The sequence below is a fragment of the Capnocytophaga sp. oral taxon 864 genome (genome assembly GCF_002998835.1).
Classification (GTDB): domain Bacteria; phylum Bacteroidota; class Bacteroidia; order Flavobacteriales; family Flavobacteriaceae; genus Capnocytophaga; species Capnocytophaga ochracea.
Window position 1 is genome coordinate 1,901,525 of the sequence record NZ_CP027232.1, and the last position, 25,406, is coordinate 1,926,930.

General features: G+C 38.7%; 28 protein-coding genes and 1 pseudogene. 18 read left to right on the forward strand and 11 right to left on the reverse strand.

The window, feature by feature from the left end; genetic code table 11:
- Positions 1–122: 122 nt before the first annotated feature.
- Positions 123–674, reverse strand: coding sequence for a hypothetical protein (locus C3V44_RS08420; RefSeq protein WP_016478305.1), 552 nt, complete (start codon positions 672–674; stop codon positions 123–125).
- A gap of 123 nt (positions 675–797) precedes the next feature.
- Here C3V44_RS08420 and C3V44_RS12515 point away from each other — a divergent pair, with 123 nt between their 5' ends.
- From C3V44_RS12515 to recA, 10 genes and pseudogenes are all read left to right on the forward strand, one after another.
- Complete coding sequence (locus C3V44_RS12515) at positions 798–920, forward strand: hypothetical protein (RefSeq protein WP_002674378.1); 123 nt, start codon at positions 798–800, stop codon at positions 918–920.
- Positions 921–1,062: 142 nt separating this feature from the next.
- Entirely contained in the window at positions 1,063–1,659 is a 597-nt protein-coding gene (locus tag C3V44_RS08430) for an outer membrane beta-barrel protein (RefSeq protein ID WP_016478304.1), read from the forward strand.
- Positions 1,660–2,275: 616 nt separating this feature from the next.
- Entirely contained in the window at positions 2,276–2,869 is a 594-nt protein-coding gene (locus C3V44_RS08435; RefSeq protein WP_106096165.1) for an outer membrane beta-barrel protein, read from the forward strand.
- Positions 2,870–3,008: 139 nt separating this feature from the next.
- Positions 3,009–5,135 carry a prolyl oligopeptidase family protein gene (locus C3V44_RS08440; RefSeq protein WP_106096166.1) on the forward strand — a complete coding sequence of 709 codons (2,127 nt, stop codon included), beginning with the start codon at positions 3,009–3,011 and terminating at the stop codon, positions 5,133–5,135.
- Positions 5,136–5,411: 276 nt separating this feature from the next.
- Positions 5,412–6,788 carry a gliding motility lipoprotein GldK gene (gldK, locus tag C3V44_RS08445; protein WP_002674370.1) on the forward strand — a complete coding sequence of 459 codons (1,377 nt, stop codon included), beginning with the start codon at positions 5,412–5,414 and terminating at the stop codon, positions 6,786–6,788.
- A gap of 57 nt (positions 6,789–6,845) precedes the next feature.
- Positions 6,846–7,511 carry a gliding motility protein GldL gene (gene gldL, locus C3V44_RS08450; RefSeq protein WP_002674368.1) on the forward strand — a complete coding sequence of 222 codons (666 nt, stop codon included), beginning with the start codon at positions 6,846–6,848 and terminating at the stop codon, positions 7,509–7,511.
- A gap of 36 nt (positions 7,512–7,547) precedes the next feature.
- Positions 7,548–9,128: a gliding motility protein GldM gene (gene gldM, locus C3V44_RS08455; protein ID WP_106096167.1), complete on the forward strand. Its 1,581-nt coding sequence runs from the start codon at positions 7,548–7,550 to the stop codon at positions 9,126–9,128.
- Between the two features lie 14 nt (positions 9,129–9,142).
- Complete coding sequence (gldN, locus tag C3V44_RS08460) at positions 9,143–10,042, forward strand: gliding motility protein GldN (protein WP_009418520.1); 900 nt, start codon at positions 9,143–9,145, stop codon at positions 10,040–10,042.
- 105 nt (positions 10,043–10,147) lie between these two features.
- Positions 10,148–10,473, forward strand: a pseudogene (locus C3V44_RS08465) (nucleotide pyrophosphohydrolase).
- Between the two features lie 67 nt (positions 10,474–10,540).
- Complete coding sequence (recA, locus tag C3V44_RS08470) at positions 10,541–11,710, forward strand: recombinase RecA (RefSeq protein ID WP_106096168.1); 1,170 nt, start codon at positions 10,541–10,543, stop codon at positions 11,708–11,710.
- 74 nt (positions 11,711–11,784) lie between these two features.
- On the opposite strand, the gene C3V44_RS08475 is transcribed toward recA, so the two are convergent.
- From C3V44_RS08475 to C3V44_RS12360, 10 genes are all read right to left on the reverse strand, one after another.
- Entirely contained in the window at positions 11,785–12,450 is a 666-nt protein-coding gene (locus tag C3V44_RS08475; RefSeq protein WP_106096169.1) for a DUF4377 domain-containing protein, read from the reverse strand.
- Between the two features lie 65 nt (positions 12,451–12,515).
- Positions 12,516–13,010, reverse strand: a complete 495-nt coding sequence (locus tag C3V44_RS08480) for a TlpA disulfide reductase family protein (protein WP_009418499.1) — start codon at positions 13,008–13,010, stop codon at positions 12,516–12,518.
- 108 nt (positions 13,011–13,118) lie between these two features.
- A complete protein-coding gene (cysD, locus tag C3V44_RS08485) occupies positions 13,119–14,018 on the reverse strand; it encodes a sulfate adenylyltransferase subunit CysD (RefSeq protein WP_002674358.1) in 900 nt (299 codons plus the stop codon).
- A 5-nt stretch (positions 14,019–14,023) separates the two neighbouring features.
- Positions 14,024–14,278, reverse strand: coding sequence for a type II toxin-antitoxin system RelE/ParE family toxin (locus C3V44_RS08490; RefSeq protein ID WP_371411831.1), 255 nt, complete (start codon positions 14,276–14,278; stop codon positions 14,024–14,026).
- A 42-nt stretch (positions 14,279–14,320) separates the two neighbouring features.
- Positions 14,321–14,557, reverse strand: a complete 237-nt coding sequence (locus C3V44_RS08495) for a hypothetical protein (RefSeq protein ID WP_009420581.1) — start codon at positions 14,555–14,557, stop codon at positions 14,321–14,323.
- A 5-nt stretch (positions 14,558–14,562) separates the two neighbouring features.
- Positions 14,563–14,991: an energy transducer TonB gene (locus C3V44_RS08500; RefSeq protein WP_106096170.1), complete on the reverse strand. Its 429-nt coding sequence runs from the start codon at positions 14,989–14,991 to the stop codon at positions 14,563–14,565.
- A 611-nt stretch (positions 14,992–15,602) separates the two neighbouring features.
- The gene (locus tag C3V44_RS12520; RefSeq protein ID WP_256387416.1) at positions 15,603–15,731 is read right to left on the reverse strand and encodes a hypothetical protein; all 129 of its coding nucleotides are present in this window, start codon (positions 15,729–15,731) and stop codon (positions 15,603–15,605) included.
- On the reverse strand, positions 15,731–18,049 hold the full coding sequence (locus C3V44_RS08510; RefSeq protein ID WP_106096171.1) for an outer membrane beta-barrel protein: 2,319 nt from the start codon (positions 18,047–18,049) through the stop codon (positions 15,731–15,733). The genes C3V44_RS12520 and C3V44_RS08510 overlap by 1 nt, the downstream gene beginning before the upstream one ends.
- A gap of 322 nt (positions 18,050–18,371) precedes the next feature.
- The gene (locus tag C3V44_RS08515) at positions 18,372–19,322 is read right to left on the reverse strand and encodes a PhoH family protein (protein WP_009418496.1); all 951 of its coding nucleotides are present in this window, start codon (positions 19,320–19,322) and stop codon (positions 18,372–18,374) included.
- A 437-nt stretch (positions 19,323–19,759) separates the two neighbouring features.
- Positions 19,760–19,903: a hypothetical protein gene (locus C3V44_RS12360; protein WP_254425423.1), complete on the reverse strand. Its 144-nt coding sequence runs from the start codon at positions 19,901–19,903 to the stop codon at positions 19,760–19,762.
- A gap of 73 nt (positions 19,904–19,976) precedes the next feature.
- On the opposite strand from C3V44_RS12360, the gene C3V44_RS08525 reads away from it, so the two are divergent.
- The 8 genes from C3V44_RS08525 to C3V44_RS08560 all read left to right on the forward strand — a co-directional run bounded on the left by C3V44_RS08525 (position 19,977) and on the right by C3V44_RS08560 (position 25,292).
- Complete coding sequence (locus C3V44_RS08525) at positions 19,977–21,101, forward strand: DUF4434 domain-containing protein (protein ID WP_106096172.1); 1,125 nt, start codon at positions 19,977–19,979, stop codon at positions 21,099–21,101.
- Positions 21,102–21,428: 327 nt separating this feature from the next.
- Positions 21,429–22,295, forward strand: coding sequence for a GAG-binding domain-containing protein (locus tag C3V44_RS08530; protein ID WP_002674138.1), 867 nt, complete (start codon positions 21,429–21,431; stop codon positions 22,293–22,295).
- Position 22,296: 1 nt separating this feature from the next.
- On the forward strand, positions 22,297–22,719 hold the full coding sequence (rpiB, locus tag C3V44_RS08535; protein ID WP_106096173.1) for a ribose 5-phosphate isomerase B: 423 nt from the start codon (positions 22,297–22,299) through the stop codon (positions 22,717–22,719).
- Between the two features lie 210 nt (positions 22,720–22,929).
- Positions 22,930–23,184, forward strand: a complete 255-nt coding sequence (locus C3V44_RS08540) for a hypothetical protein (RefSeq protein ID WP_034542803.1) — start codon at positions 22,930–22,932, stop codon at positions 23,182–23,184.
- 149 nt (positions 23,185–23,333) lie between these two features.
- The gene (locus C3V44_RS12595) at positions 23,334–23,480 is read left to right on the forward strand and encodes a type II toxin-antitoxin system mRNA interferase toxin, RelE/StbE family (RefSeq protein ID WP_254425424.1); all 147 of its coding nucleotides are present in this window, start codon (positions 23,334–23,336) and stop codon (positions 23,478–23,480) included.
- Between the two features lie 85 nt (positions 23,481–23,565).
- A complete protein-coding gene (locus C3V44_RS08550; protein WP_106096174.1) occupies positions 23,566–24,312 on the forward strand; it encodes a ThiF family adenylyltransferase in 747 nt (248 codons plus the stop codon).
- Positions 24,313–24,705: 393 nt separating this feature from the next.
- A complete protein-coding gene (locus tag C3V44_RS08555) occupies positions 24,706–24,999 on the forward strand; it encodes a hypothetical protein (protein ID WP_106096175.1) in 294 nt (97 codons plus the stop codon).
- Between the two features lie 2 nt (positions 25,000–25,001).
- Positions 25,002–25,292 (forward strand): cell division protein ZapA, encoded by a 291-nt coding sequence (locus tag C3V44_RS08560; RefSeq protein WP_002674145.1) that lies wholly within the window; start codon positions 25,002–25,004, stop codon positions 25,290–25,292.
- Positions 25,293–25,406: the final 114 nt, after the last annotated feature.

Here is a 25,406-nt window from a genome sequence, read left to right on the forward strand (position 1 = left end):
GTAATGAAAAAACAAATAAAACAATATTGTACATATCAAACTGACGTTAAAATAGTAAATAAAAGGCTGTCACAAAGTAAAATTTGCGACAGCCTTTGTTGTTTTTTAACTTAAAAATATCTTTACTCCTCTCTTTCCTCTATCGTTAGAATAGATAAAGGATTGTTAAGACCAAATCGCTTGGTCTTATGGATAGTTCTTAGATCATACAATGCGTTTTTGTGCATAGAAGAACCTTGATGAAATCCCTTGCGAAAGTTAGGGTTAGCTTCTAAATTTTTATACAACTTCTTATAAAGAGACTTAGCCGAAGCGTCCATTAGTTTGGTGATGAGAATCATCCGCAAGTAAATACACTCTATAATGTCTTCCGTTTCTCTTCCTCCTGTACCTTCTATAACATAAGGCAGTATATCTTGATCATAAATACATTTTTCAGTATCTATGGTAACATCAGGGCTAGAGACAATGATAAACTGACGGTAGGTAAAACCCTCTATCCCTTCAAGCATTATCGAGGAGATAGCACTTTCATTCTCTCGAGTGATAAGAATTTGCCTATATCCTCCCTTACCATCTCCTACCTCTATATAGAATGAGGCTCGGCACTTGTCCAATATATCTTTAGCATTTGCGTAAAACTCTTGTGCAGAGGTCAATATCCAGTGTTGCATATTTTTGATATCTATTTACTTATTTGGCAAAAATACAACTTATTCTTGAATTTACTAACTATACTTTTGTCCTTCTCTTTATAAAAACACTATCTTTGTCCTTTCTTTAAAAACCACTCACCTATGGGATACTATATGTTTGCTTACGGAGTAAAAACTCCAGAGATAAAAGCTGTTTTTGGCTCTAAAAGCGAAACTGAGGAAGAAGAGACAAAGGCTATAGTTATGAACATATTATGGGACTAAAAGAGAACATCGATTTTTGTATTGAAAACGGATTAGATATGGTAGCTTTTTGCCATTAGTGAAAAGTGAAAAAACATTTTTCGTAATTTGTATTTTGTAATTCGTAATTATTTTGTATCTTTGCCTTAATTAAAAACAAAAAATGAACAGTATGAAAAGAATTTTATTAGTGGTAGCTGTTGTTTTTGCAACTGTTACCTACGCACAAACCGGAAAAGGAAACTGGATGGTAGGCGCTGATTTGGGTCTTTCATTTCAATCTAAAAATGTAGTAGAGAAAGATGATCAGGTACAATATATGGATCAAACCATAACTACTTTTAAAATTACACCTAACTTTAACTACTTTGTGGTTAATAACTTAGCAGTAGGGTTAGGAGTGGGATATGAACACTCAAGAGACAAAAGAGCTAATAGTAGTTGGGATACGGAAACAAATACCCTTATAATTGCACCTAATATGCACTACTACTTCCCTGTGGGAGGAAATTTAGCGCCTTTTGTAGGGGCAAGAGTAGGTTTTACAAGTAGAAAAAATCCCTCAGGGATTGGTGCTGGTGAATGGAGAGGATTGGTAGTAGGTGGTAAAGCAGGTCTTGCTTACTTTGTAAACCGAGGAGCTGCTATTACAGCTTATGCAGAGTATGACCATTTTTCTTTAAAGCATACAGAAAACACTAAACGCAAAACCAAAGAGGGTGTTTTGGGTGTAGGTATAGGTGTTGCCTTGTTCTTCTAAGTAGAAAATCCTTCATAATTATAAATATGGGGTGTTTTAAAAAGTAGCGATATTTTTTAAGACACCCTTTTTTAGTTGATTTAATAAAAGTGTAGTTTACGCTACAGAAAGTCTTTCAATTGACAATTGATAATTGATAATTGACAAATGTGATGGGCACTGATGGGCAACTTCGTTGCTGGATTTACACGGATTGTGATACAAACGTAATTGTAAATCAGTGTTGTATATTTAGAACAGACGTTAAATAAACTTTAAACGGAACTATAGTGGGTCTACAGTGGGTCTACAGTGGGTCTACAATGAAGGTTAATTAAATTATAGTTGAATATTGATTGAGTTTATAGTGTTGCTATCTACTAATGTCACTCGTTTTGCTGGTTAGACTTGTTGGACAGGTGTGGACACACGGGTAGCCGTAGCACGGCGGACGATTAACTTTAGCAAAGTGTATACTGCAAAGGAGATTAAGAATTAGAATTACATTTTGAACAGATATTATAGTATAACCATTCTAAAAGTTAAAACAAAACGAAAAATTTCTTTAAAAAAATTTGCACATTCGAAAATAAGTTGTACCTTTGCCTTATTAATAACAATAAAAATATAGAATAGTATGAAAAAATTTTTATTAATCGTAGCAGTTGCTTTTGCAAGCGCTACATACGCACAAACTGAAAAAGGAAACTGGATGGTAGGTTCTGACTTGGCTCTTTCATTTAACTCTGTTAAAGAAACACCTCGTTATGACGGAACATCAGGTAATGTAACAACGCAAAACACATTTAAGTTTGTACCTAATTTGAATTATTTTGTAATTAATAATTTAGCAGTAGGTTTAGGATTAGAGTACCAAAGTACTACTACCAAAGTGAAACCTGTAGCAGGTTCAGAAACAAAGGGAACAGCTTCTGCGTTCGTTATAGCTCCTAATGCACATTATTATTTTCCTATTGGTGGCAACTTAGCACCTTTTGTAGGAGCAAAAGTAGGATATGCTTGGTCTTCAGCAGGAGATAATGATAGTAATAAAACAAGAGGATTGGCATTAGGAGTAAAAGGAGGTATGGCTTACTTTGTAAACCAAGGTGCTGCTCTTACAGGTTATGTAGGTTATGACTATATGAACTTGAAGAACAAACAAGACAATAAAGCAGAAACGCGAATAGGCAACTTCGGTGTTGGTATCGGGGTAGCTTTGTTCTTCTAAGCTGAGAGATTTTATAACTAAATTAAGAATATGGGGTGTTTTAAAAATAGCAATATTTTTAGGCACCCTTTTTTATAGATAATAGCTAACCTAAATGCTTTATTTTAACTTTTAATAGACATTACTAATAAATTATAATATGAAACATTTCTTATTCTCCGCAGCACTACTTCTTTTAGTAGCCTGCAATCAAAACTCTAACAACACTAACGACGAAAAGATGAACTATCCTCAAACACGTATGGATAATACCGTCGACACTTACTTTGGCACTCAGGTGGCTGACCCTTACCGTTGGCTCGAAGACGACCGTTCTGCTGAAACCGCTCAGTGGGTAAAAGCCCAAAACGATTTTACGTTTGGTTATCTCTCCAAAATACCCTATCGACAAGCAATAAAAGAGAAACTCGAGAAACTCTGGAACTATGAGAAACTGAGCGCTCCTTTTACCGAAGGTGATTATACCTATTATTACAAGAACGACGGCTTACAAAACCAATCGGTGCTCTATCGCAAAGATAAAGAAGGTAAAGAAGAAATTTTCTTAAATCCGAATGCTTTTTCTAAGGACGGAACAACTTCATTAGGAGACGTCGCTTTCTCCGAAGATGGTTCGTTAGTAGCTTATCTCATTTCAGAAGGCGGTAGCGATTGGCGTAAAGGGATAGTGCTCGATGCGAAAACTAAAAAAGCAATAGGTGATACCTTAGTAGATATAAAGTTTAGTAGTATAGCGTGGAAAGGTAACGAAGGCTTCTTCTATTCCAGCTACGACAAACCCAAAGGCAGTGAACTATCAGCAAAAACCGACCAGCACAAACTTTATTATCACAAACTCGGCACATCTCAAAAGAGTGATAAACTCATTTTTGGTGGTACACCAGCTGAGAAATATCGTTATGTGTCGGGCACAGTATCCAATGACGGAAAATATCTGTTCATTTCGGTTGCCAATGCGACCTCAGGTAATAAACTATTTGTAAAAGATTTATCTAATCCTAAATCTTCTTTGGTAACTATTACCAACAACTTCGATGGAGATACAGGATTTGTAAATAACCAAGGCACAACACTCTTTTTAGAAACCAATATCAATGCGCCTAACGGTCGCTTAGTGAAAGTAGACTTTAAAAATCCACAGCCAGAGCATTGGCAAGATGTTATCCCTGAAACCAAGAATGTGCTCAGTATTACTACCGCAGGTAAATATCTATTTGCTAAATATATGGTAGATGCTCTTTCTCAGGTAAAACAATACGACTACGAGGGAAAGCTCATTCGCGAAGTGAAGCTCCCCAGTATAGGTAGTGCGGGAGGTTTTTATGCTAAAAAAGATGAAACACACACCTATTTTAGTTTCACCAATTACGCATATCCTACCCAAATATACAAAATGGATTTGGCAACAGGAGCTACTGAACTCTATTGGAAACCCGCTATTGCTTTTGATGCCACTCACTACGAATCTAAGCAAGTGTTTTATACTTCTAAAGATGGCACAAAAATACCAATGATGATTACCTATAAAAAAGGAATCAAACTCAACGGTAAAAATCCTACCTTATTATATGGATATGGAGGGTTCAACATCAGTTTGATGCCTACATTCGGTGTTGCCAATGCGGTGTGGTTGGAACTCGGTGGGGTATATGCTGTTCCTAACTTACGTGGAGGAGGTGAATACGGTAAACAATGGCACGATGCAGGCACTAAGATGCAAAAGCAAAACGTGTTCGACGATTTTATATCAGCTGCTGAATATCTTATAAAAGAGAAATACACCTCTCCCCAATACCTTGCTATCAGAGGAGGCTCTAACGGAGGACTCTTGGTAGGAGCCACTATGTTACAGCGCCCCGACCTGTTTAAGGTAGCTTTACCCGCAGTAGGTGTACTCGATATGTTACGTTATCACACTTTTACCGCAGGAGCAGGCTGGGCTTATGATTATGGCACATCTGATGATAGCAAAGAAATGTTTGAATACTTAAAAGCCTATTCACCCTTACACAATGTAAAACAAGGAGTAGTTTATCCTGCTACTCTTATAACAACAGGTGACCACGACGATAGAGTAGTACCTGCTCACAGTTTTAAGTTTGCTGCGGAATTGCAAGCTAAACAAACGGGCAACAACCCTATTCTTATACGAATAGAGACCAATGCAGGGCACGGAGCAGGGACACCAGTGAGCAAAACTATAGAACAAAACGCCGATTTGCAAGCATTCACTCTTTGGAATATGGGGATTAAAACACTCCAATAAAGAGTAGGAGAGAGGAAAAAGAGAAAAAGGCTCGTAACAATATTACACAGCTTTTTATACTATTTAGTAGCCAAAAGTGTTTACAAAAGAAGTATTAAATAGGGTAAAAAGTAAACTCATTCTTTTACTTTTTTTTTACATTTCAAGGGGTAAAAGGGGTTAAAATGTAAAAATAGTGTTAAAGTTTGTAGGTTATTGAAAAATATTGTTGAATAAATTTTGTGTGTATAAAATAAATGCGTACGTTTGCGCCCTAATTAAATGTGAATTTAAACAATGTTTATGGCAAGAAGAATATTTGTAATGCTACTTGTACTATTAGTACTAGCTGCGTGTAAGCGTGGCGGTGGCGACAGCAAAGGAGAGCTTGTAGGTGTTAAGGGGAAGAGCTGGAAACAGCCAGCTCCTTACGGTATGACGCTTATTCCGAGTGGTTCTTTCATTATGGGTAGTTCCGATGATGATAAAACTGCGAGTTTTAACGCACCAGTGAAAACTGTGAGCGTGGGGTCGTTCTATATGGACGAAACCGAAATCACAAATAGTGAGTATCGCCAGTTCGTGAATTGGGTTCGCGATTCAATTATCCGTACTCAGTTAGCTGAAATGGCGGAACAAACCGGTCAGACCCAAGGTAGTGGAGGTATCGGTGAATACGCATACTTAGATGCGAACACCGAGAAGATGAATGCTTATCAGCAGTATCTTCAAAACACATATGGCGACCAAAAAGCACGAAAATTGAACAAGAAAGTAGCACTTATTTGGGACACTAATAAATTCCCAGATGAATACTACTCGGAAGTAATGGACAAAATGTATTTGCCCGAAGAAGAAGCCTACAACGGCAAACGCATTATGGACGTTCAGAAGTTCGAGTTTAAATATCAATGGCTTGATATGGATAAAGCCGCTCGTACTCGCGGTAACCGTAAAGACTTCATTAAAGAGGAAATCGTGAAAGTATATCCTGATACTACTGTATGGATTCGCGACTTCAACTATTCTTATAACGAGCCAATGCACAACGACTATTTTTGGCACGAAGCCTATGGCGACTATCCTGTGGTAGGCGTTAGTTGGATTCAAGCCAAAGCCTTCTGTGAATGGCGTACTCTTAACAAAAACTCTTATCAAAAATCAAAAGGTGATTACACAGTAAACTCTTTCCGTTTACCAATTGAATCGGAATGGGAATACGCAGCACGTGGTGGTCTGCCAGGAGGTACTTATCCTTGGGGAGGTCCTTATACCTATGATGATAGAGCTTGTTTCCTTGCAAACTTTAAACCAATGCGTGGAGACTATGCTGTTGATAATGCACTCTATACCGTAGAAGCTAAGTCGTACGAACCTAATGGTTACAACCTCTACAATATGGCAGGTAACGTATCAGAATGGACAAACACCTCATATGACCCCAATTCATATGAATATATGTCTACAATGAATCCTAACGTACTTGATGACAAAAATCACCGTAAAGTAATACGTGGAGGTTCTTGGAAAGACGTTGCCTTTATGTTGCAAGTAAATACTCGTGATTATGAGTACCAAGACTCAGCCCGTAGTTATATAGGGTTCCGTACCGTACAAGATTTTATGGGTATCAGCGACAAACAACAGGCTAAATCAGCAAGAGGATACAGATAGAATTAAAAGAAAAATCAAACAAATTAACTAATAAATTTAACAAATAAAAAAAGTCTTATGGCAGGAAGTAGATCAACAAAGAAATTGTTTAATATGGTTTATGGTATAGGTGCCTCAGTTGTAATTATCGGTGCCTTAGCCAAAATTTTGCACGTGGATATCTTAGGTATCAGCGGTGGCGTATTGTTAGCAGTAGGGATGGGAACAGAAGCATTCGTCTTCTTCTTTTCAGCTTTTGAACCAATAGATGAAGAGTTCGATTGGTCATTGGTTTATCCTGAGCTAAAAGGAGGTGCTCCATCAGGACGCCAAGGAGCTTTGGCTTTACAGTCAGGAGAAGATAAGATTCTTAGAGAATCATTATCACAAAAATTAGATGGTATTTTAGCAGAGGCTCGTATTGATGCGAATATGATGCGTTCATTGGGAAGATCTATTGAAAACTTCGCAGAAGCAAGTAAAGAAATTGCTCCAGTGGCTAATACGATGGTGGCTACTCACAAATATGGTGAAGAGCTTTCAGCAGCAGCATCAAATTTAGAGTCATTAAACAGCCTTTACAAATTACAATTAGAAAGAACAGAAAGACAAGTATCTGCACAAGCAGGTGTTGTTGATAACTTAGATTCATTAAATCAGCAAATGCTTACGTTTAAAGACAACTTAAGATCTTTGAACACTATCTATGGAGGAATGTTATCTGCAATGGGCGGCGCACGATAAGAGTAATTATTTATTAACTTATTAAAAAAATAGCTTATGGCAGGTGGAAAATTAAGTCCAAGACAGAAGATGATTAACCTGATGTACTTAGTATTCCTTGCGATGATCGCATTGAATATGGGCAAGCAAGTACTAGATGCATTCGGGTTAGTGAATCAAAAGTTTGAATCATCAAACAAAAGAGCTAATGAAGGCACATCTAATGCTTTAGCCGAATTAGCAAATAAAGCAAATGAGAATCAAGCTCAATATGGTGAGATATATGAACAATCCAAACAAATAAAGGAACTATCAGATGGATTGTACAGCTATATCCAAGATATTAAAACCAAAGTAGAAGATGTAATTGGTCAAAAAGACATTCCTGTAAATCAAAGAAACTATCAGGCAATGGATCAGTCAGATTTTACTGACAATTATTTCTTTGCTGAGGGAGCACAAGCTAAAGCTCACGCAAGTGAATTCATTGAAAAAATGAAAACCTATCGCGAAGGAGTATTAAAAGTATTGGGAGATAATCCAGCTTATAAAGCTTTAGCCGATAAAGTAAAAGCAAACTTTAATACTGACGACGTAAAAGATAGAGAAGGTAGAACTGTAAAATGGTTACACTTTAACTTTGAAGGGTTCCCTTATATTGCAACTTTGGCAAAATTCTCAATGATGCAGTCAGACATCTTAACTATTCAACAAGAATTTTTCGATAGTGCTTTGGCAGGTAGCTTGAAATCACAAGTTTCAATGACTAACTATACAACTTTACTTGAGCAAAGTAAAGGGGCGTATTACCAAGGTGAGAAATTCGATGGTTCTATCGTATTGGGTAGAAAAGACGCTACTACACGTCCTAATGAAGTAGACATCGCTATCGACGGTAGAAAGTTAGGAACAAGTGAATACACCATTGAAGATGGTCGTGTGAAATTAAACATTTCAGCAGGTAATACAGGTGACCACAAAATCACAGGTAACTTATACTTCGACCAAGACGGAAAACGTATTGCTGTACCTGTAGCACAATCTTTCTCAGTGATTCCTAAACCAAACTCAGCAGTTATTTCAGCTGATAAGATGAACGTAGTGTATCGTGGTGTTGCTAACCCTATCACTATCTCTATGCCTGGTGTTCCTGATAACAAAATTTCAGCATCAGCACCTGGTTTATCTAAAGCGAGTGGTAGTGGTGCTTGGGTAATGCGTCCAGGACAAGGTAGAGAAGTTACTATTCACGTAACAGGTGAGCTTGCAGGACAAAAATTCAGCTCTTCTAAAATGTTCCGTATTAAAAATATCCCACGTGCTGTAACCAGCTTGGGCGGACAAATAGGAAACGCTAAATTACCAAAAGCAAACGTATCTGTAATGCCAGTGATGGCTGTTTTGGAAGACTTCGACTTTGACTTGAAACTACAAGTAAACGAATTTAAAGTGTTCATTCCAGGACAACCAAGTGTATACGTGAAAGGTAGCAGAATGAACGAACAAGCAAGAGCAGCTGTTCTAAGAGCTAAACGTGGTGATAAAATCCAGATATTTGACGTGAAAGCAAGTATCATCGGTAACTCTGACCTCAGATTACCTCCTGTATCACCAATTGTAGTTGAAATAACAAACTAAGACAAACCATTATTATGCACGTAAAAAATATAATATTATTATTGCTTTCAGTATTTGCATTTCAGCTCTCCAAAGCTCAGGTAAACATCTTAAACGCAAAAGTAGCAAGCGATATAGGAGTTAAATCTGAAGCGCGAATAGAAGCTGATAATGACAAACCACTACCTTATGGCTATGTGGACGACCGCGATATCCTTTGGTCAGTAGAGGTATGGGAAGTAATCGACCTCAACGAAAGAGCTAACTTTCCTCTCCTTTTCCCTACTGATACCTTGGAAATAGATGCTTATCGTCGCTCATTGTATGATGTACTTTTGAAGAACATCAAGAATGGCAAAATTCAAGACATCTATGTAGATTCTTATTTTACTCAAACAAAAACAGCAGAGTCAATAGAAGCATCACTATCAAAAGTAGATACTTTAGATGTAGGCTATGAGCAACTTAACGCAGGTGAGGCTCTTTCTCCTGAATATGTAACTCATAGAAACTTAGAGTCTGCAGATATCGCTCAGTACCACATCAGAGGTATTTGGTATTTCGACAAACGCCAAGGTGAATTAAAATATCGTTTGCTCGCGTTAGCTCCTGTAGCTCCCGACGTAAACTTTATAGATTCTGATGACTCTACTATGTCGGCATTAGTACCTCTATTCTGGGTATTCTATCCGCAAGTACGCGATATTTTGCACGAAGCGAAAACCTTTAATAGGAAGAATGATGCTCGCCCTGTATCTTTCGACCACGTTTTAAATGCACGAATGTTTAGTTCCGTGATATTTAAAGAAGCGAATGTATACGGCGACAGAAAAATCAAGGAATTCCTTCCTGATAATGCACTCTTCCAATTGTTAGAAGCTGACAAAATTAAAGAGAAAATTCGCGACAGAGAGCAAGATATGTGGACAAACTAATTTTAAATTCACAGAAATATTCTTTAAACTGCTTTGAAAGAGCGTTGCTATCAAAAGCAATGCTCTTTTAAAGCAGTTTTTTAATAGAAAATAAATTTGTAAACTATGGATATCAAAAATGCACAATTAGCAGTTGATAATTGGATAAAAGAACACGGTGTTCGCTATTTTAATGAGCTTACCAATATGGCACAGCTCACTGAGGAAGTAGGAGAGGTTGCCCGTATTATTGCTCGCCGTTATGGAGAACAGTCCGAGAAAGAAAGTGATAAAAACAAAGATTTAGGCGAAGAACTTGCCGATGTAGTATTTGTAGTACTTTGCTTAGCCAATCAAACAGGGATTGACTTGCAAGAGGCTTTTGATAAGAAGATGCTAAAAAAACACAACGTGACCACGACCGTCATCACAATAATGAAAAACTAAAATAATTACGCTACATTATTGTATTTATCATTAGATTTTGTATCTTTGCCCTATTAAAACAAGTAGTATAAAATGGCTAAAACAACAAAAGATAACAAGGAAATGAGTGTAGAAGAGGCTAAAAAACAAGCTCTAAAACTCACCTTAGAAAAATTAGACAAAACCTATGGCAAAGGAACTGTACGTGCCTTAGGCGATAATCCTGTCGAAGATGTAGAAGTTTACTCTACGGGTTCTATCGGGCTCGATGTCGCTTTAGGCGTTGGTGGATATCCTAAAGGGCGCGTAATCGAAATTTATGGACCTGAATCTTCTGGTAAAACCACCCTTACACTGCACGCTATCGCCGAAGTACAAAAAGCTAAAGGGACAGCTGCTTTTATCGATGCTGAACACGCTTTCGACCCTGTTTACGCACAACGCTTAGGTGTAGATGTTAAAAATCTATTGATTACTCAGCCTGACAGTGGCGAACAAGCTCTTGAAATTGCCGATGCTCTTATTCGTTCCAATGCAGTAGACCTCGTAGTAATCGACTCGGTCGCTGCACTTACTCCCAAAGGTGAGATTGATGGCGAAATGGGAGACTCCAAAATGGGGCTTCACGCCCGACTAATGTCTCAGGCTTTACGCAAAATCACCGGTAGTATTAGCAAAGCAAAATGTATCGTTATTTTCATCAATCAGTTGCGTGATAAAATAGGTATTACTTTTGGAAACCCCGAAACAACTACAGGGGGTAATGCACTTAAATTTTATGCCTCTGTGCGTATAGATATCCGTAAAGACGGAGGCCCTCAAGGAAGCGCTGCTATTAAGGACAGCAATGGCGAAATCATAGGTAATAAAACCAAGGTGAAAATAGTTAAAAACAAAGTAGCATCGCCTTTTAAAACCGCTACTTTCGATATTATGTTTGGCTTAGGCATCTCTAAGTCTGCTGAACTTCTTGAGTTAGGCGTTGAGGCTGATATCGTAGATAAAAGCGGTGCTTTTTATAGCTATAAAGGCACCCGATTAGGTCAAGGACGTGACGCCTCTATTGCAATGCTTAACGACAATCCAGAAATAGCTGAGCAAATAGAAGTAGAACTACGCGAATGGCTTAAACATAATGAACTCTCTTCTAATCCTAAAAAAGGTAAAAAGAGTACTAAGGCTAAAGATAAAAAGGCAGTAGAACCTGAGTATTCTGAAGAGGAATACGATGAAGCCGATACCTATGACGAAGAAGATGATTAGTTAAACACCAATATAATTGAGAAAGGCTGTGCAGAACGCTCTGCACAGCCTTTCTTTTTTAATAATTGAAACAACTATTTCTTTGCAAAAGTAAGGAGTACACCTCCTTGTTCATCGGTAAGCAACAGTTGGTCTCCTTTTAGTTGGTATTGTCTTACCTTTTGCATAGCCATACCAAAAGCATCAGCAACCTCCATTTTTTCTGCACAAAGCATTAGTGTAGAAGCTAAATCACCAAATACAAGTTCTTTATCGGTGAAGGTTTTAATACTTCCCATAAAGGTATTACAGCTGTCAGAGCCATTCACCTTCATTTCACTGATATTGAGTTTTAATGTAGGCTGTGCCTCAGGGGTGATAACCATTTCTCCCATACTCACCAGTTTCCATTCGCCTTGCAAATCAAATCGAGAGTCTTTCACCTTTTCTATTTCGCGCACCAAAGTATAAGCAACATTTGGTGCACCGGCGGAGGCGTCCTTCAGCGGTTTTTCGCTTACTTCTATCTTCTTAAAGTAGCCTTCTTCAAAGGTAAAACCTTCAATAGGAGCACAAAAAGCCTCCCATTGTGCTTTACTTAAATTATCACCTTTGTACACTTGCAAGCATTGCATTTTGCCAGCTCCTGCACTGCTTTCTACCTGGGAGCTATTTACCCAATATACCGCTTGGGTACTGGTAGAGCAACTCCCCAATCCTATTGCTACGCTCAGTAGCATCATAAACTTGATTTTCTTCATTGCAAATATTTTATATATTATTTTAATGTTAATTCGATATAACAAAAACGCCCGTCGCACAGCGACTATTTGATGTATTTCTTCAGCGTTTTCATTAAATCATTAGCTCTTAGGTTATCTCCTTGCGACAATAAGTTTCCTTCCGGGTCTATAAGAAAAGGCGCAGGGATACTCGTTACCCCATATTTCTCAGCGGTTTTGCCATCGTTGTCCCACACATTATGCCACACCATTCCTTCTATTTTGATAGCGTCCTGCCAAGCGTCTTTATCCTTAGGTCTATCTATCGATACTGATAGAATTACAAAATTCTTCCCTTTGAACTCTTTATACGCTTGTTTGAGGTATTTGTTTTCCTTCTTGCAAGGCATACACCACGAAGCCCAAAAGTCTACCAGCACATATTTACCACGTAATGAAGATAACGCTAACTTTTCACCATTAGGCTGTGGTAAGTTAATTTCAGGTACAAGGTTATGGCGTTGCAACGCTTGTGCAAAGGATTCCGCAGTTGCCAAAAAGAAAAGTGCTAAGGCTGTAAATAAAAATCTTTTTCTCATTCGTAATCTTGTTTTTTAGTTATTGTCTTTGGTCATACAAAAACCTGACCAAAGTCGTAGCACGACAAGCAATTCTTCATATCAGAATTAACCACTAACTACTAATCATTAAAAATATCCTCCTTTTTTACGGTCTTCCATCGCCGCTTCCGTTACTTTGTCGTCTATACGGGTCTCACCGCGTTCCGAAATACGCGAAGCAGTAATCTCATTCACCACCTCTTCAAGAGTCGCTGCATTGCTCTCTACGGCAGCAGTACAGGTCATATCACCTACCGTGCGATAGCGCACACGCTTGTTTAGGATAGTATCGTTTTCATCTATCTGGATAAAAGGCGACACTGCAATAAGTCTACCTTCGTACTCAATCACCTCGCGATTGTGCGCAAAATAGATAGAAGGAAGCGCTATTTTCTCTTGCTGAATATAATTCCATACGTCTAATTCCGTCCAGTTCGAGATAGGAAACACCCGCACGTTTTCGCCTTTCTGTATCCGACCGTTGTAGATGTTCCACAGCTCCGGACGTTGCAACTTAGGGTCCCACTGACCAAATTCGTCTCTTACTGAAAAGAAGCGCTCTTTGGCACGTGCTTTCTCTTCATCTCTACGCGCCCCTCCTATGCAGGCGTCGAAGTGAAACTCCTCAATAGTGTCCAATAAAGTGTGCGTTTGCAACCAGTTACGAGAAGCAAACTTACCTTTGGGCTCGGTAAGTCCTTTCGCTTTAATAGTGTCTTCTACTTGTCGCACAATCAGTTCCGCACCTATGCGTTTAGCAAGGGCATCGCGATATTCAAGAGCTTCGGGGAAGTTATGACCCGTGTCGATATGTACCAAAGGGAAAGGAATCTTCATAGGAGCAAAGGCTTTCATTGCCAAGTGCACCAAGGTAATAGAGTCCTTACCACCACTAAAAAGCAAGGCAGGACGCTCAAACTGCGCCGCTACTTCGCGCATTATGTAAATACTTTCAGCTTCTAATTGTTTTAAATGTTCTTTATTCACGATTGTTATTCTTTGTATCTTACTTTTCTGCTTGTATGCAGAATATTTATCACTGTTATTGTTGTTGTTTTTCTTTTAGGCGTAACTTTTATCACATAATAAATCCCATAAGGGAATACTTTGGTAAAACACACTCTGATTTCCCTATATCTTTTAGTAAACATATAAGGATAATCTTTTATGTATTCAAAACATTTATCTATCTCTTGGAAGAAGCGATTAGCTAATTTTTCATCAATATCAGTATAATAATCTAATATCTTTGATAGATTTTTTTCAGCTCTTTTCCTACTCTAAATGTGTCAGAAGCCATATTTCTGTTTGAATTTTAGTTTTAAAACCTCCCAGTCTTCTGCTTCACCAGTTTCTTCAAATTCTTTTAAGCTTTCATCTAAAATCTCTTTATGCCATTCTGGAATCTCTTGAGTATTACTTAAATCAGCCTTCTCAAAACGCCATTCATTATAGGTTTCCATAGGAATAACAGCTAAAATGTCATTCCCTTCAGAATCTTTTATGTATTGTGCAGTTGTGTTCATAATTACTAATCTTTTAATCTGAAATTAATAGGATACTTATAATAGCAATCTACAGCCTCCCCTTTGATATTCTTAGCTGGATACATAGGTGGAAAGTTCTTAAACAAGTCTATAGCAGCCTTTTCCAATATAGGGTCGCCTCCTTCAGCCCCTTTAATTTTTAGAACCCCTTGCTTATCAATCACTATGTCAAGCACCACTTGCCCTTGTACGCCCCATTTCAGAGCTTTCTCAGGATATTCAAAGTGCATTACTACCCAATAGTCCAAACATTCTTTCACCGTCCTATCTACCATTTTTCTTGCTGAGGTATCAAATATACTACAATAAGGAAGCTTTACGGGTATTAATAAAGCGTCTTCTTTTTCTTGTGCTTGTACACTCAAACAACCTATTAACAAGGATAGTATAGTGAGTAAATATATTGTTTTCATCAGTCTCGCTCATTTTGTTCCACATAGTCATCAACAGGTGATGAGAGATATCGCTTGTGCTCCCACTCTTCGAGAAAATGCTAATAATAGTAACGTTAGCAAAAATAGTATTATGATAACTAACGTAACTTAGAAAGCACAAAGGTAGTACATTTTTTTTGATTTCAAAAATATACTACCTTTTAACAATTGTTTTCTGCTCTTTTCTCCTTTTCCCATCACTACATTCCCCCTTTGAAAGAAATCTACATCACCACTCGTCACTCTTCATTCGTCATTCGTCATTTCTTCCCTTTTCCGTCATACTTCCCCCTAGTGCCTATGGCCTAAGGCCTATCACCTATTCCTCTTTCTTTCGCCTCGAAACCCCGTTTTTACCATTTTTAGCCTTGTTGTATTATACTATGAGTCAATCACTTATAAACCCTTTCTATACCAATCGTCCAAGATTCGTATAAGCTTCCTATAAGCTCTCTATAAGCTAACCCCACCCTCCTTACACCCTTTTTCCATCAAAAACTCTATCTCTCCTCTTCCGAACTTTTCCGTTTCCTTCCGAACACCCCTAACAGTCTCAACACATCGCTTTTTCATCCCAAACTTTGCCAAAGTTAATTGCCCGTCGTGCTACGACCTTTGGCAAAGTTGAATAAACTAACAATCCTCATTTTTCCATTTTCTAATTCTCTCATTTCCTCATTCTCTAATTTTCCCATTTCCTCATTCTCTAATTTTCTCATTACAGTCGGTTCTTCTCTTCTTCTCCCGCACCTTGTCCTTTATACTTGCTTTGGGTGGTATTGAAATTGTAACTCAGTCCTATCTTAAATCCAAAATTGCTGTAATTCTGAGCAGTACTATTGCTAATGTAAGGATTTTGTACGCGTGTGTGCTCATTGAGACCGTTATAAGGGTCGGAAATTACGGTATACACCGTAAGCGATTGGTGGAAGAACATACGGGCTACCCCTACGACTATTCCGCTCATATCCTTGTAGGCGTAGACTTCTCGGTTTGAACCTTTGTTCATATAAATAAACATCGCCAAGATTAACCAATTTTCAGTAGGAGTAATTTGGTTCATCATTTCTACCATAAATCTACCTTCATTGGTGTAAAACACATTGTTAGCAAAAGGTTTTTTATAAGTGAGCGTAAGTTTAGGCATCCATTTACCTATTTGGGTTTGTGCATTGAGCACACATTTCAGTTCGCTAAAATCGTCGTAATTGCGAAGGGTTTTCTCAACGGCATCGGGATTGATGCTTGAGAGTTGGTAATCGGAATAGATACCTTTGTGAATATTCGAATAACTTACCGAAGCCGAAATAGGACCATAAGTAGCCAAGGCATTCCATTCATCAGTAAGCTGAGGCACAATATATGGGTTTCCGCGATTGTACAAGAAAGGAGAACTATAAGTATTGTAGTCGCTGAGCTCATAAAAAGCTGGGCGTTTGATTTTGCGTGCATAACTAAAGGTCAGTTGAGTTTTATCCCAAGGGAATGCGATAGAAATATTGGGTAACCAATCGCGGTAGGTCTTGCTTTTCACGGGGCTTTTTTGTCCGTTTTCGTAATAACCGAAGTCGGCGTACTCATAACGCGTACCGAGTTTCAAATTCACCTTTTTGATAGGGTGAGAGAAGCTCACAAAACCAGCCGAACGCGTTTCGGTATTCTTAATATCCGAAGCCGAAAGCACATTATCGGTATAGTCCTCAGTGCGATGCAGGTCGCTTGCCTCTACGCCATAGTTTATAGCGCCCTTGCCAAGGGTTTGCAAGAAAGTAGTTTTGAGTCCCCACCAATCGGAAGCAGCGTCGGAATGGGTGTGCACGTTACGAGAGGTAGCACTTAGGAGGTTGCGCTCCACAACATCGGAAGTGTTATCGGAACGCTGACCGATATAATCTACATCGGTTTGCAGTTTCAGTTTATCGGTGAGTTTACCTTCGTAATAAGCATTAACGCCTAACTTTTTATCTTGGCTAAAGCGGTCGTATTCATTGAGCCCTTTGGCAGTAAGGAGGTTATTTTTGAAGGTAGTGGTCTCTTGGGTGCTAAACCTGTGTCCTACCCAAGGTTCTACACTCCCTCTCACACTTGCGCCTATGGAATGTTTGTCCGAAATCTCGTGTGCTACCCCTATTTTAGCGTTTATTCCTTTGGCATTACTTTCGTTAGTTTCGTCACTCGTCACACGCCAATCATTGCTTTGGGTATGCACTTGCAAGTCCTGATAAAGGTCGAAATTTTTCTTGTTGAAGTTGTTGAAGTTGCCTATGGTAGTAAACCAGTCGGTTTTGCCTTTGCGATAGTTGAGACTAAGCCAAGTAGTTGTTAAGGCTCCTTTTTTTAACACATAGTTTTCATTTTCAACCGACCCGCTCAGTCCATCACCTTGTTTCTTTTTCAGTTTGATATAGATTACCGCACCCACCGTATTGTCGTGTTCTGCACCAGGTTGGGTTTCCAGCTCTATGCTCTCAATATCTTTGGGCGATAACTGATTCACCTCATCTAAATTGCGCACCCTGCGGTTATCGATATAGAAGATAGGATTGCCTTTGCCAAACACCTCATAACCTCCACCGGTGTAGGAAGTGCTCACCCCAGGCAAGAAGTTGATAAGCATTTCGGCTTTGGGTAGGTTTTGCAAGGTCGATTGCGCCACATTGGTACTGATGCGCGTACCCTTCTGTTCTAATATCGGGCGATGTGCCGTTACCACTACTTCTCCTAACTGATTGGTAGCAGGGGTCAAAACAATGGTGCCCAAGTTACTCCCTGAGGGCGTAAATACCACCGTTTGATATTCCAAATGCGTAATTTTGATAACCACCTTTTTACCCTCAGCGGCATTGGGTAGTTCAAAAACACCTCGCTGATTGCTTATTGCCCCTTTTACGAGGGTAGAGTCGGGGAGAGTCATTAGGAGTACATTAGCAGCACTCACAGGCTTTTTTTCAGTATTCAACAAGGTTCCTTTAAAAGAAGATTGTGCAAAGCCATTTACCGTTACTGCCAATAGCAGTGATAGAATAATCTTTTTCATTGTTTGTATGGTTTTTGGTTACTAAATGTAAACTAATTAATTTCACGGTGCAAAGATATAACAAATAAAAGTATTATGCAATACAAAGTACCATAAAAATAGCGTTATGATATCATTATTTTTTCATTACGCTGATTATCAATTATCTTTTCTTGATTATTTTTTAAAGAAGAGAGCTAATATCTTTCACTTTCTGCTCTATAAACGAAGAATTTTCAAAAAGGTTGGAATAAGAAGTAAAAAACTTTACCAAAGGTTGTAGCACGACAAGCTACTTCAAACTTCAAAGTTTATACTGCAAAAAATGCTTGTCGTGCTACGTCTATTCGTTGTTCTCAATCGTCTTATAAGCCTCTATAATACTGCGTACCAGTGGGTGACGCACAACATCTCTGTCGTCTAAGTGAAGGAAGGCGATACCCCGTACTTTTTGAAGGATAAGCATTGCTTCTTTAAGTCCAGAAGATACTTTGCGGGGAAGGTCTATTTGTCCAGGGTCGCCGGTAATCATAAACTTGGCATTGCGCCCCATACGGGTGAGGAACATCTTCATTTGGGCGTGGGTGGTGTTCTGTGCCTCGTCAAGGATTACAAAAGCGTTGTCTAAGGTGCGCCCGCGCATAAAGGCAAGAGGGGCAATCTCTATGATTCCTGCCTCAATAAAGGCGTTGAGTTTTTCGTGCGGAATCATATCGCGCAAGGCATCATAGAGGGGTTGCATATAGGGGTCGAGTTTCTCTTTGAGGTCTCCAGGAAGAAAGCCGAGATTCTCGCCTGCTTCCACTGCCGGACGAGTGAGGATAATCCTACGCACTTGTTTTTCTTTAAGAGCTTTTACGGCTAAGGCAACGCCCACATAGGTCTTACCCGTACCCGCAGGTCCTACGGCAAATACCATATCGTTTTGGTGCATCAGCTCTACTAATTTTACTTGATTGGGAGTTTGCGGACGTATGATTTTGCCATTCACGCCGTGCACAATGATGTCCTCTTCGCGCACTTTTTCGCTCTTCTCAGTACTAGTAGCCGAAAGAATACTATCAATAGTGCGCTCGTCTAAGCGATTGTATTTCGCGCAATAGGCGATGAGCTTTTCCATTTGTTTCTGAAAATCTTTTAGCAAATGTTCTTCGCCAAAGGCAATAAGTTTAGACCCCCGTGCTACGATTTTCAGCTTCGGGAAGAGCGTTTTGATGTATTTGATATTATTTTCGTCTTCGCCACAAAACACTTGGGCGCTCACGTCAGTAAGTTCTAAGTTTAATTCGTTCACTTTATTTAGTTATCAGTTAAGAGGTATGAGTTAAAAGTTTTGGCAAAGATATGAAAAAATTGTCAATTAGCCAATTTGTTAATAAGCAAATCACTCGTTAGATAAGTCCGCCCCCTCTGCCCTGTCCGATAGCTCTCCCTAAGTCTCTCTCTAATTTACTAATTCTCTCATTTCCTAATTTCCCCTTTTCCGTCGCTACATTCCCCTTTTCCGTCACACTCCCTCCTAGTGCCTATGGCCTAAGGCCTATTGCCTATTCCTCTTTCTTTCGCCTCGAAACCCTGTTTTTACCATTTTTAGCGCTGTTGTATTATACTATTTATCAACCACTTATATACCCTTTCTATACCAATCGTCCAAGATTCGTATAAGCTTCCTATAAGCTCTCTATAAGCTAACCCCACCCTCCTTACAGCCTTTTTTCACCAAAATTCCTCTTAACCTTCTTCCGAACTTTTCCGTTTCTTTGCGGTATACACTTTGCCAAAGTTTTTGCCCGTGCGGCTCGCACCTTTGGCAAAGTTAATCCCCTCCGTTGGCACTTTTCTTGTAGCTCGCACCCCATTTACTAATTTTCTCATTTCCTAATTCTCTAATTTTCCAATTTTCTCATTTCCTAATTACTTCCTACCTTTGCAAAAAATATTAAATAAGATGAAAAAATTAGTTTTATTCCTCACCATTTTTGGCGCTTTGCTATCAGCCTCTTGTAGCAAAAGCAACTCCGATGAACCAACCCCCAACCCCAACAACCCTATTGTCCCCACTCCACAACCCAACCCTAACCCGCAACCTAACCCGCAGCCCAATCCACAACCTAATCCGCCTACCCCTTCCCCTTCCGATAAAAAGATACTTACAGGTACCTTTATACAGCTTTTTAACAAAGGCGATTGGAGCGAGGCTCAATGGGACAATTTTTTAGGCGAAATTAAAGACTTGGGTATGAATACCCTCATCGTGCAATACATAGGATATATAAATCCTTCTAATAACCTCACTTGGTTCGATTCAAACAATAACTTTACTACCACCAAAATTAAACCTACCCTACAACGAATCCTCGCCTCAGCTCAGCGTAAAGGCATAGAAGTGCACATAGGCTTGCTCTTTGATGAAAGTTATTGGCAACACCAAACCGATGCGTCGTGGCTACAAACTCAAGCCAATTATTGTATTGCCATTGCCGAAGATATCCAACGCCAGTTTGGTACTCACCCAGCCTTCAAAGGGTGGTATATCCCACACGAACCCGAGCCTTATGCTTATAATACCGATGATAAGATAGCTCTTTTCAGAGAGAAATTTATAGACCGCATCTCTAATCGTTTGCACCAGCTGAATAACAAACCCGTTTCAATTGCTGCCTTTTGGAATAGTGCACTTTCGTCTCCCGAACAGTTGCAACACTTTATGGCTGAACTCGCTAAGAGTAATTTAGAAATCATTATGTTACAAGATGGGGTAGGGGCACAACACGTAACCCTCAATCGCCTTGCTGAGTACTACCAAGCGGCTGAGCGCGGACTATTTCAGGAAAACAAAAACTATAAAGGCGTATTTTGGTCAGACCTCGAAACTTTTGCCTCACCTAATGGTCAGGTACCTTTTCATCCCGCCACTTTCGATAGAGTCAAACAACAACTCACTACCGCCTTCTCCATTCCCAAAGTAACCAAAGTAGTTTCTTTTGCATATTTTGACGATATGTACACCCAAAGCCCCAATAAAGCCCAAGCCGATGCTCTACGTGAAGCTTATAAACAATTTATTAAATAATACATAATTATTAATGTGAATCAAGGGTTGAGAAATAATTATCTCTGATTTATAACTTCATAGTCGCTTTTTCGTCACATCTCCCCCTTTGGAGGAAGCCAGCGAAAGCTGGGTATGTGTAAGGGGGGAGATTTATAATCAATTAGTTAATTCAACTCTTGATTGGTATTTAATAATAAGGATATCAAAAATTCGTGAAATTTGTGAAATTCGTGTGAGACTTAAATAAGCAGTTTACCGCGTTAATATTAAATGCGAACACTGTAGCACCTAATTTGCTAATTTGCTAATTATGTCGTACCTTTGCACCCAAAATCAAATTTACATATGAAGAATATTTTTATCTTTACAGCAATGGCTCTTACCCTAAGCCTTACTACAGGGTGTAAAAAGGACGATGGTAATAACGAACCTTCAGTACCTCAATTACAATTTAGTGTTAATAAAGTGGATATAGAGCTTACTAAAACGGCTACTATTACTTTCACAGGTACGCTCAATCCTACTGATAAAGTACAGATTGAAAAAGCTGAAGTACTTACTCAAAAGGGTGAAATAATTAATAACACCTTGACTTTTATTGCCAAAAAAATAGGTACAACAAAAGTAAGTATAGTTACTGATAAAAAGCAAGAACGTGGTAGTTTTCAAGTAACTGTTTTTTCAAAACCTCTTTTCATTGATCAAATAGCTCATAAGGCAGATATCCCTTATTACAAAACCAATATTACTGAGGTAAGTGAGTACAAAAAGCTTATTGAACAAACCATCACCGAGTACAATACCTTGCTCACCACTATCGAAAAACATCCTCAATATCCTAAGGATAAATACAAATATGCTACACAACATAGCACTTGGGTAGAAGGAACAAGAATCTCAAAAGGAGCCATCCAAAATTATAGTGATAAAAAAAGTACTATCGACTTAGCCGAAGCCAAAAAAACCTATGAAGATTTATATCAATATGGAGTAGTATATGCACATATAGAACTGATGGCACGCCAAGCTGAGGGCTATCGAGTGAAATATCCTACTAATACCGAAATAGAAAACCTTATCAAAACCACTTTCGATGGTTTATATGGAACCTTAGAAGGAAATAATCACTTCATAAAATCAACAAATGAAGAAATTGTAGTGAACTTCAATAAAATTATAGACATCGTCAATAAATTAAATACTCATAACTAAAATGAAAATAGTCATAGGGAATGACCACGCAGGAGTCGATTATAAAAAAGCCATTGTAGCTTTTTTGGAAAGTAAAGGAATAGAAGTACTCAACTGCGGTACCGATACCTCTGAAAGTGTAGACTACCCCGATTTTGGTCACGCCGTAGCCAAAGCCTTAGAAGAAAACAAAGCCGACCTTGGTATTGTGATTTGCGGTAGTGGTAACGGCATTGCAATGACCGCCAATAAGCACCCTCACATCCGCTGTGCAGTTTGCTGGACAAAAGAGCTCTCTGCTCTTGCCCGTGCCCATAACAATGCCAATGTGCTAAGTATTCCCGCCCGCTTTACCGCCATTGAGCAAGCCGTAGATATAGCCAATACCTTTCTCAACACCCCTTTTGAAGGCGGTCGCCACGAAAGAAGAGTAAAAAAGATTTAAATCGCATTTGCGTCGCTACACTTTGCCAAAGGAGCGAGTCGCCCCTTTGGCAAAGTTAATTATAATCAATTGCTTTTAGTTATATTGTAGGGGCGATTGGCAAATCGCCTTCACAAAACAGAGCCTCTCAGACAGGCTTTTTTTGAAGAAGTAAATAATACTTTGTTAAATAAAAAAGATTTTATACTTTTACCAAAAAATAGTAGTATTATGAATACAATCACATTACAAGCAACTATCAATGAAGCTGATTTCCCTACTTTCTTAAGTTTGTTCGAAAAGTTCAAAGTAAAAACAGTTCTTTTGAGTAAAAAAGAAGGAAAAAAAACATATCCTATTGAAACAGCTATTCCTAACGAGGAAACACAGAAAGCTTTTCAGGAAGTGAAAGAAAAAGGTCACCTTATGAAAAGGTATAAAGACGTTAGACAGCTTTTTAAAGATATAGATGATGAACAGCTTTGAAGAAGAAGAAATAATTTTTGATGTTGTAGCAACTGTAGCTTTCAAAAAAGACAAAAAAAGATATAGCAAAAGCTCTAAGAAGATAGAAAAAGTTCTTAGTGTAATTGATATTTTACAGAGAATAAGGAGTAGAAGGCATTCCTAATGAAATGAAACCTCATTATTTAAAAGGGCAATATAAAGACTGTTTAGAATGCCATATAGAAGGAGATTTTCTTATTATATGGATACAAGATAATGAAGAAAAAGTAATCTATTTGATGAGGCTTGGAAGTCATTCTGAATTATTTAAGTAGAAAGTGTCCTTGCAGACAAGCACTGTTATCGGCACTATAAAAGCGAATTATAAGCCCTTTCCTTTGCGATGGGGCTTTTTTAAATATGAATAATCATTGGTTAGAACGTACAGAGCTTTTAATTAAACAACAAGGTATTACCACTTTGCAAAATGCCCATATCCTCATTGCAGGCTTAGGGGGCGTAGGCTCTTATGCTGCCGAATTTGTAACTCGTGCAGGCGTAGGAGCTCTCACTATTGTCGATGCTGATACCGTTTCCCTCTCTAATATCAACCGCCAGTTGCCCGCCCTTCATTCTACGATAGGACAAGCCAAAACCGAAGTGATGAGAGCACGTCTTTTGGATATCAACCCCGAGCTGAAACTCACCGTCATTCACGAATTCCTCACCCCTGAGCGCGCTTGGGAAATCGTAACACCCCACTTCGATTATGTTATCGACTGTATCGATAGTATTACCCCTAAGCTGAACCTTATTCTCGCAGCCAAACGCAGGCACGTAAAGCTCGTGAGTTGTATGGGCGCTGGAGGTGCTACCGATGTTTCCCAAATAAAAGTAACCGACCTGATGAAAACATATAACTGTCCGTTGGCAAAGTTTATTCGCAAACGACTCAAAAACGAGCGTATTCACTCAGGTATAAAAGCCGTATTCTCTTCCGAAATAGTTTCCAAGGATTCTATGCAGCGCACCGAAGGTCTCGACTATAAAAAGTCTTTCTATGGTACCATTAGCTTTATGCCAGCCGCTTTTGGGTTACACGCTGCTGCTACTGCGGTAAATTACCTATTAGCAAAACAACAAAATAAAGAAAATGTTAATTTATAATGTGAATCAATGTTTGAGAAATGATTGTCTCTGATTTACAATTTCATAGTCGCTTTTGCATCACATCTCCCCCTTTGGAGGGGGCTGGGGGGAGGTTATCTCTTTGAGGAAGCCAGCGATAGCTGGGTATGTGTAAGGGAGGAAGGTTTATAATCAATAAGTTAATTCAACCCTTTGTTAAAACTAAGCAAAGAAAATCATCAACTTGTAATACAATCAAGTGATTTTCATTTATAACAACGCTGAGGTATGACTTTCTTTAAAACTTAAAAATCCTTTTTTATGTTGATTATGAAAATCTTACATTTCTCAGTTTCATTTATTTTCTAAAAAAATTGCTTTTTTTAAAAAGAAAGCGTATTTTTGCCCCAAATATACAAAGTTCGCTGTTTGATGAGTGATTTAAAAAAGTTGGTAGCGTTATTAGAAGAGAAAGCCATTGTCTTACAGAGCAAATTCAATAGTCTTAGGGAAGAAAATGGCAAGCTAAAACAAACCATTGAAGAACTTCGCAGTGAGAAACAGTCGCTTGAAAGCACTATCACTACACTGAAAGAGAAGAACGAAACACTCGCCATAGCCAACCGTATATTAGGCAGTAAAGATAGTAAAAGAGAAACTAAATTGAAGCTCAATACGCTCATTCGCGAAATCGATGCGTGTATCACTCAGCTCACTAAACAATAGCAATGGAACAGGACGGATTGAGAATTAAACTTTCGGTAGCCGATAGGTTATACCCTTTAACCATTGCTCCACAACAGGAAGAGGGTTTTAGAAAAGCCGCTAAAAAGATAAACGATATGATTCAAGATTTTGAAACCGTTTATGAACTGCGCGATAAACAAGATGGCTTAGCAATGTGTGCTATCGCTTTGGCAAGAGAAATAGAACAAGCCAAACTCAACGAAACGCACGAAGATGAATCCCTCAAAGAAGCCTTAGCACAGGTGTACAACGCCTTAAACCAAATAGGTTAAAACACGTTCCTTTACATAGAAAACTTACTGCCTATATTGATTGTCCTTTCGGTAAACTCAACATTAACATTTCACAAAAGGGAGAGTTACAGCGGTTAAAGCGCGCCGGTCTTC

What these genes read in the sequence shown, in the direction of transcription:
- C3V44_RS08420 (WP_016478305.1), bottom strand. Translation starts at nt 674, where the DNA reads ATGCAACACTGGATATTGACCTCTGCACAAGAGTTTTACGCAAATGCT.
- recA (WP_106096168.1), top strand. Translation starts at nt 10,541, where the DNA reads ATGGCTAAAACAACAAAAGATAACAAGGAAATGAGTGTAGAAGAGGCT.
- C3V44_RS08500 (WP_106096170.1), bottom strand. Translation starts at nt 14,991, where the DNA reads ATGAAAACAATATATTTACTCACTATACTATCCTTGTTAATAGGTTGT.
- C3V44_RS08560 (WP_002674145.1), top strand. Translation starts at nt 25,002, where the DNA reads ATGGAACAGGACGGATTGAGAATTAAACTTTCGGTAGCCGATAGGTTA.
- C3V44_RS08475 (WP_106096169.1), bottom strand. Translation starts at nt 12,450, where the DNA reads ATGAAGAAAATCAAGTTTATGATGCTACTGAGCGTAGCAATAGGATTG.
- C3V44_RS08555 (WP_106096175.1), top strand. Translation starts at nt 24,706, where the DNA reads ATGAGTGATTTAAAAAAGTTGGTAGCGTTATTAGAAGAGAAAGCCATT.
- C3V44_RS12515 (WP_002674378.1), top strand. Translation starts at nt 798, where the DNA reads ATGGGATACTATATGTTTGCTTACGGAGTAAAAACTCCAGAGATAAAA.
- C3V44_RS12520 (WP_256387416.1), bottom strand. Translation starts at nt 15,731, where the DNA reads ATGAGAAAATTAGAGAATGAGGAAATGGGAAAATTAGAGAATGAGGAA.
- C3V44_RS08495 (WP_009420581.1), bottom strand. Translation starts at nt 14,557, where the DNA reads ATGAACACAACTGCACAATACATAAAAGATTCTGAAGGGAATGACATT.
- C3V44_RS08525 (WP_106096172.1), top strand. Translation starts at nt 19,977, where the DNA reads ATGAAAAAATTAGTTTTATTCCTCACCATTTTTGGCGCTTTGCTATCA.
- C3V44_RS12595 (WP_254425424.1), top strand. Translation starts at nt 23,334, where the DNA reads ATGAAACCTCATTATTTAAAAGGGCAATATAAAGACTGTTTAGAATGC.
- C3V44_RS08435 (WP_106096165.1), top strand. Translation starts at nt 2,276, where the DNA reads ATGAAAAAATTTTTATTAATCGTAGCAGTTGCTTTTGCAAGCGCTACA.
- C3V44_RS08540 (WP_034542803.1), top strand. Translation starts at nt 22,930, where the DNA reads ATGAATACAATCACATTACAAGCAACTATCAATGAAGCTGATTTCCCT.
- C3V44_RS12360 (WP_254425423.1), bottom strand. Translation starts at nt 19,903, where the DNA reads ATGAGAAAATTAGTAAATGGGGTGCGAGCTACAAGAAAAGTGCCAACG.
- C3V44_RS08550 (WP_106096174.1), top strand. Translation starts at nt 23,566, where the DNA reads ATGAATAATCATTGGTTAGAACGTACAGAGCTTTTAATTAAACAACAA.
- gldK (WP_002674370.1), top strand. Translation starts at nt 5,412, where the DNA reads ATGTTTATGGCAAGAAGAATATTTGTAATGCTACTTGTACTATTAGTA.
- gldL (WP_002674368.1), top strand. Translation starts at nt 6,846, where the DNA reads ATGGCAGGAAGTAGATCAACAAAGAAATTGTTTAATATGGTTTATGGT.
- C3V44_RS08530 (WP_002674138.1), top strand. Translation starts at nt 21,429, where the DNA reads ATGAAGAATATTTTTATCTTTACAGCAATGGCTCTTACCCTAAGCCTT.
- C3V44_RS08480 (WP_009418499.1), bottom strand. Translation starts at nt 13,010, where the DNA reads ATGAGAAAAAGATTTTTATTTACAGCCTTAGCACTTTTCTTTTTGGCA.
- C3V44_RS08430 (WP_016478304.1), top strand. Translation starts at nt 1,063, where the DNA reads ATGAACAGTATGAAAAGAATTTTATTAGTGGTAGCTGTTGTTTTTGCA.
- C3V44_RS08440 (WP_106096166.1), top strand. Translation starts at nt 3,009, where the DNA reads ATGAAACATTTCTTATTCTCCGCAGCACTACTTCTTTTAGTAGCCTGC.
- rpiB (WP_106096173.1), top strand. Translation starts at nt 22,297, where the DNA reads ATGAAAATAGTCATAGGGAATGACCACGCAGGAGTCGATTATAAAAAA.
- gldN (WP_009418520.1), top strand. Translation starts at nt 9,143, where the DNA reads ATGCACGTAAAAAATATAATATTATTATTGCTTTCAGTATTTGCATTT.
- C3V44_RS08510 (WP_106096171.1), bottom strand. Translation starts at nt 18,049, where the DNA reads ATGAAAAAGATTATTCTATCACTGCTATTGGCAGTAACGGTAAATGGC.
- gldM (WP_106096167.1), top strand. Translation starts at nt 7,548, where the DNA reads ATGGCAGGTGGAAAATTAAGTCCAAGACAGAAGATGATTAACCTGATG.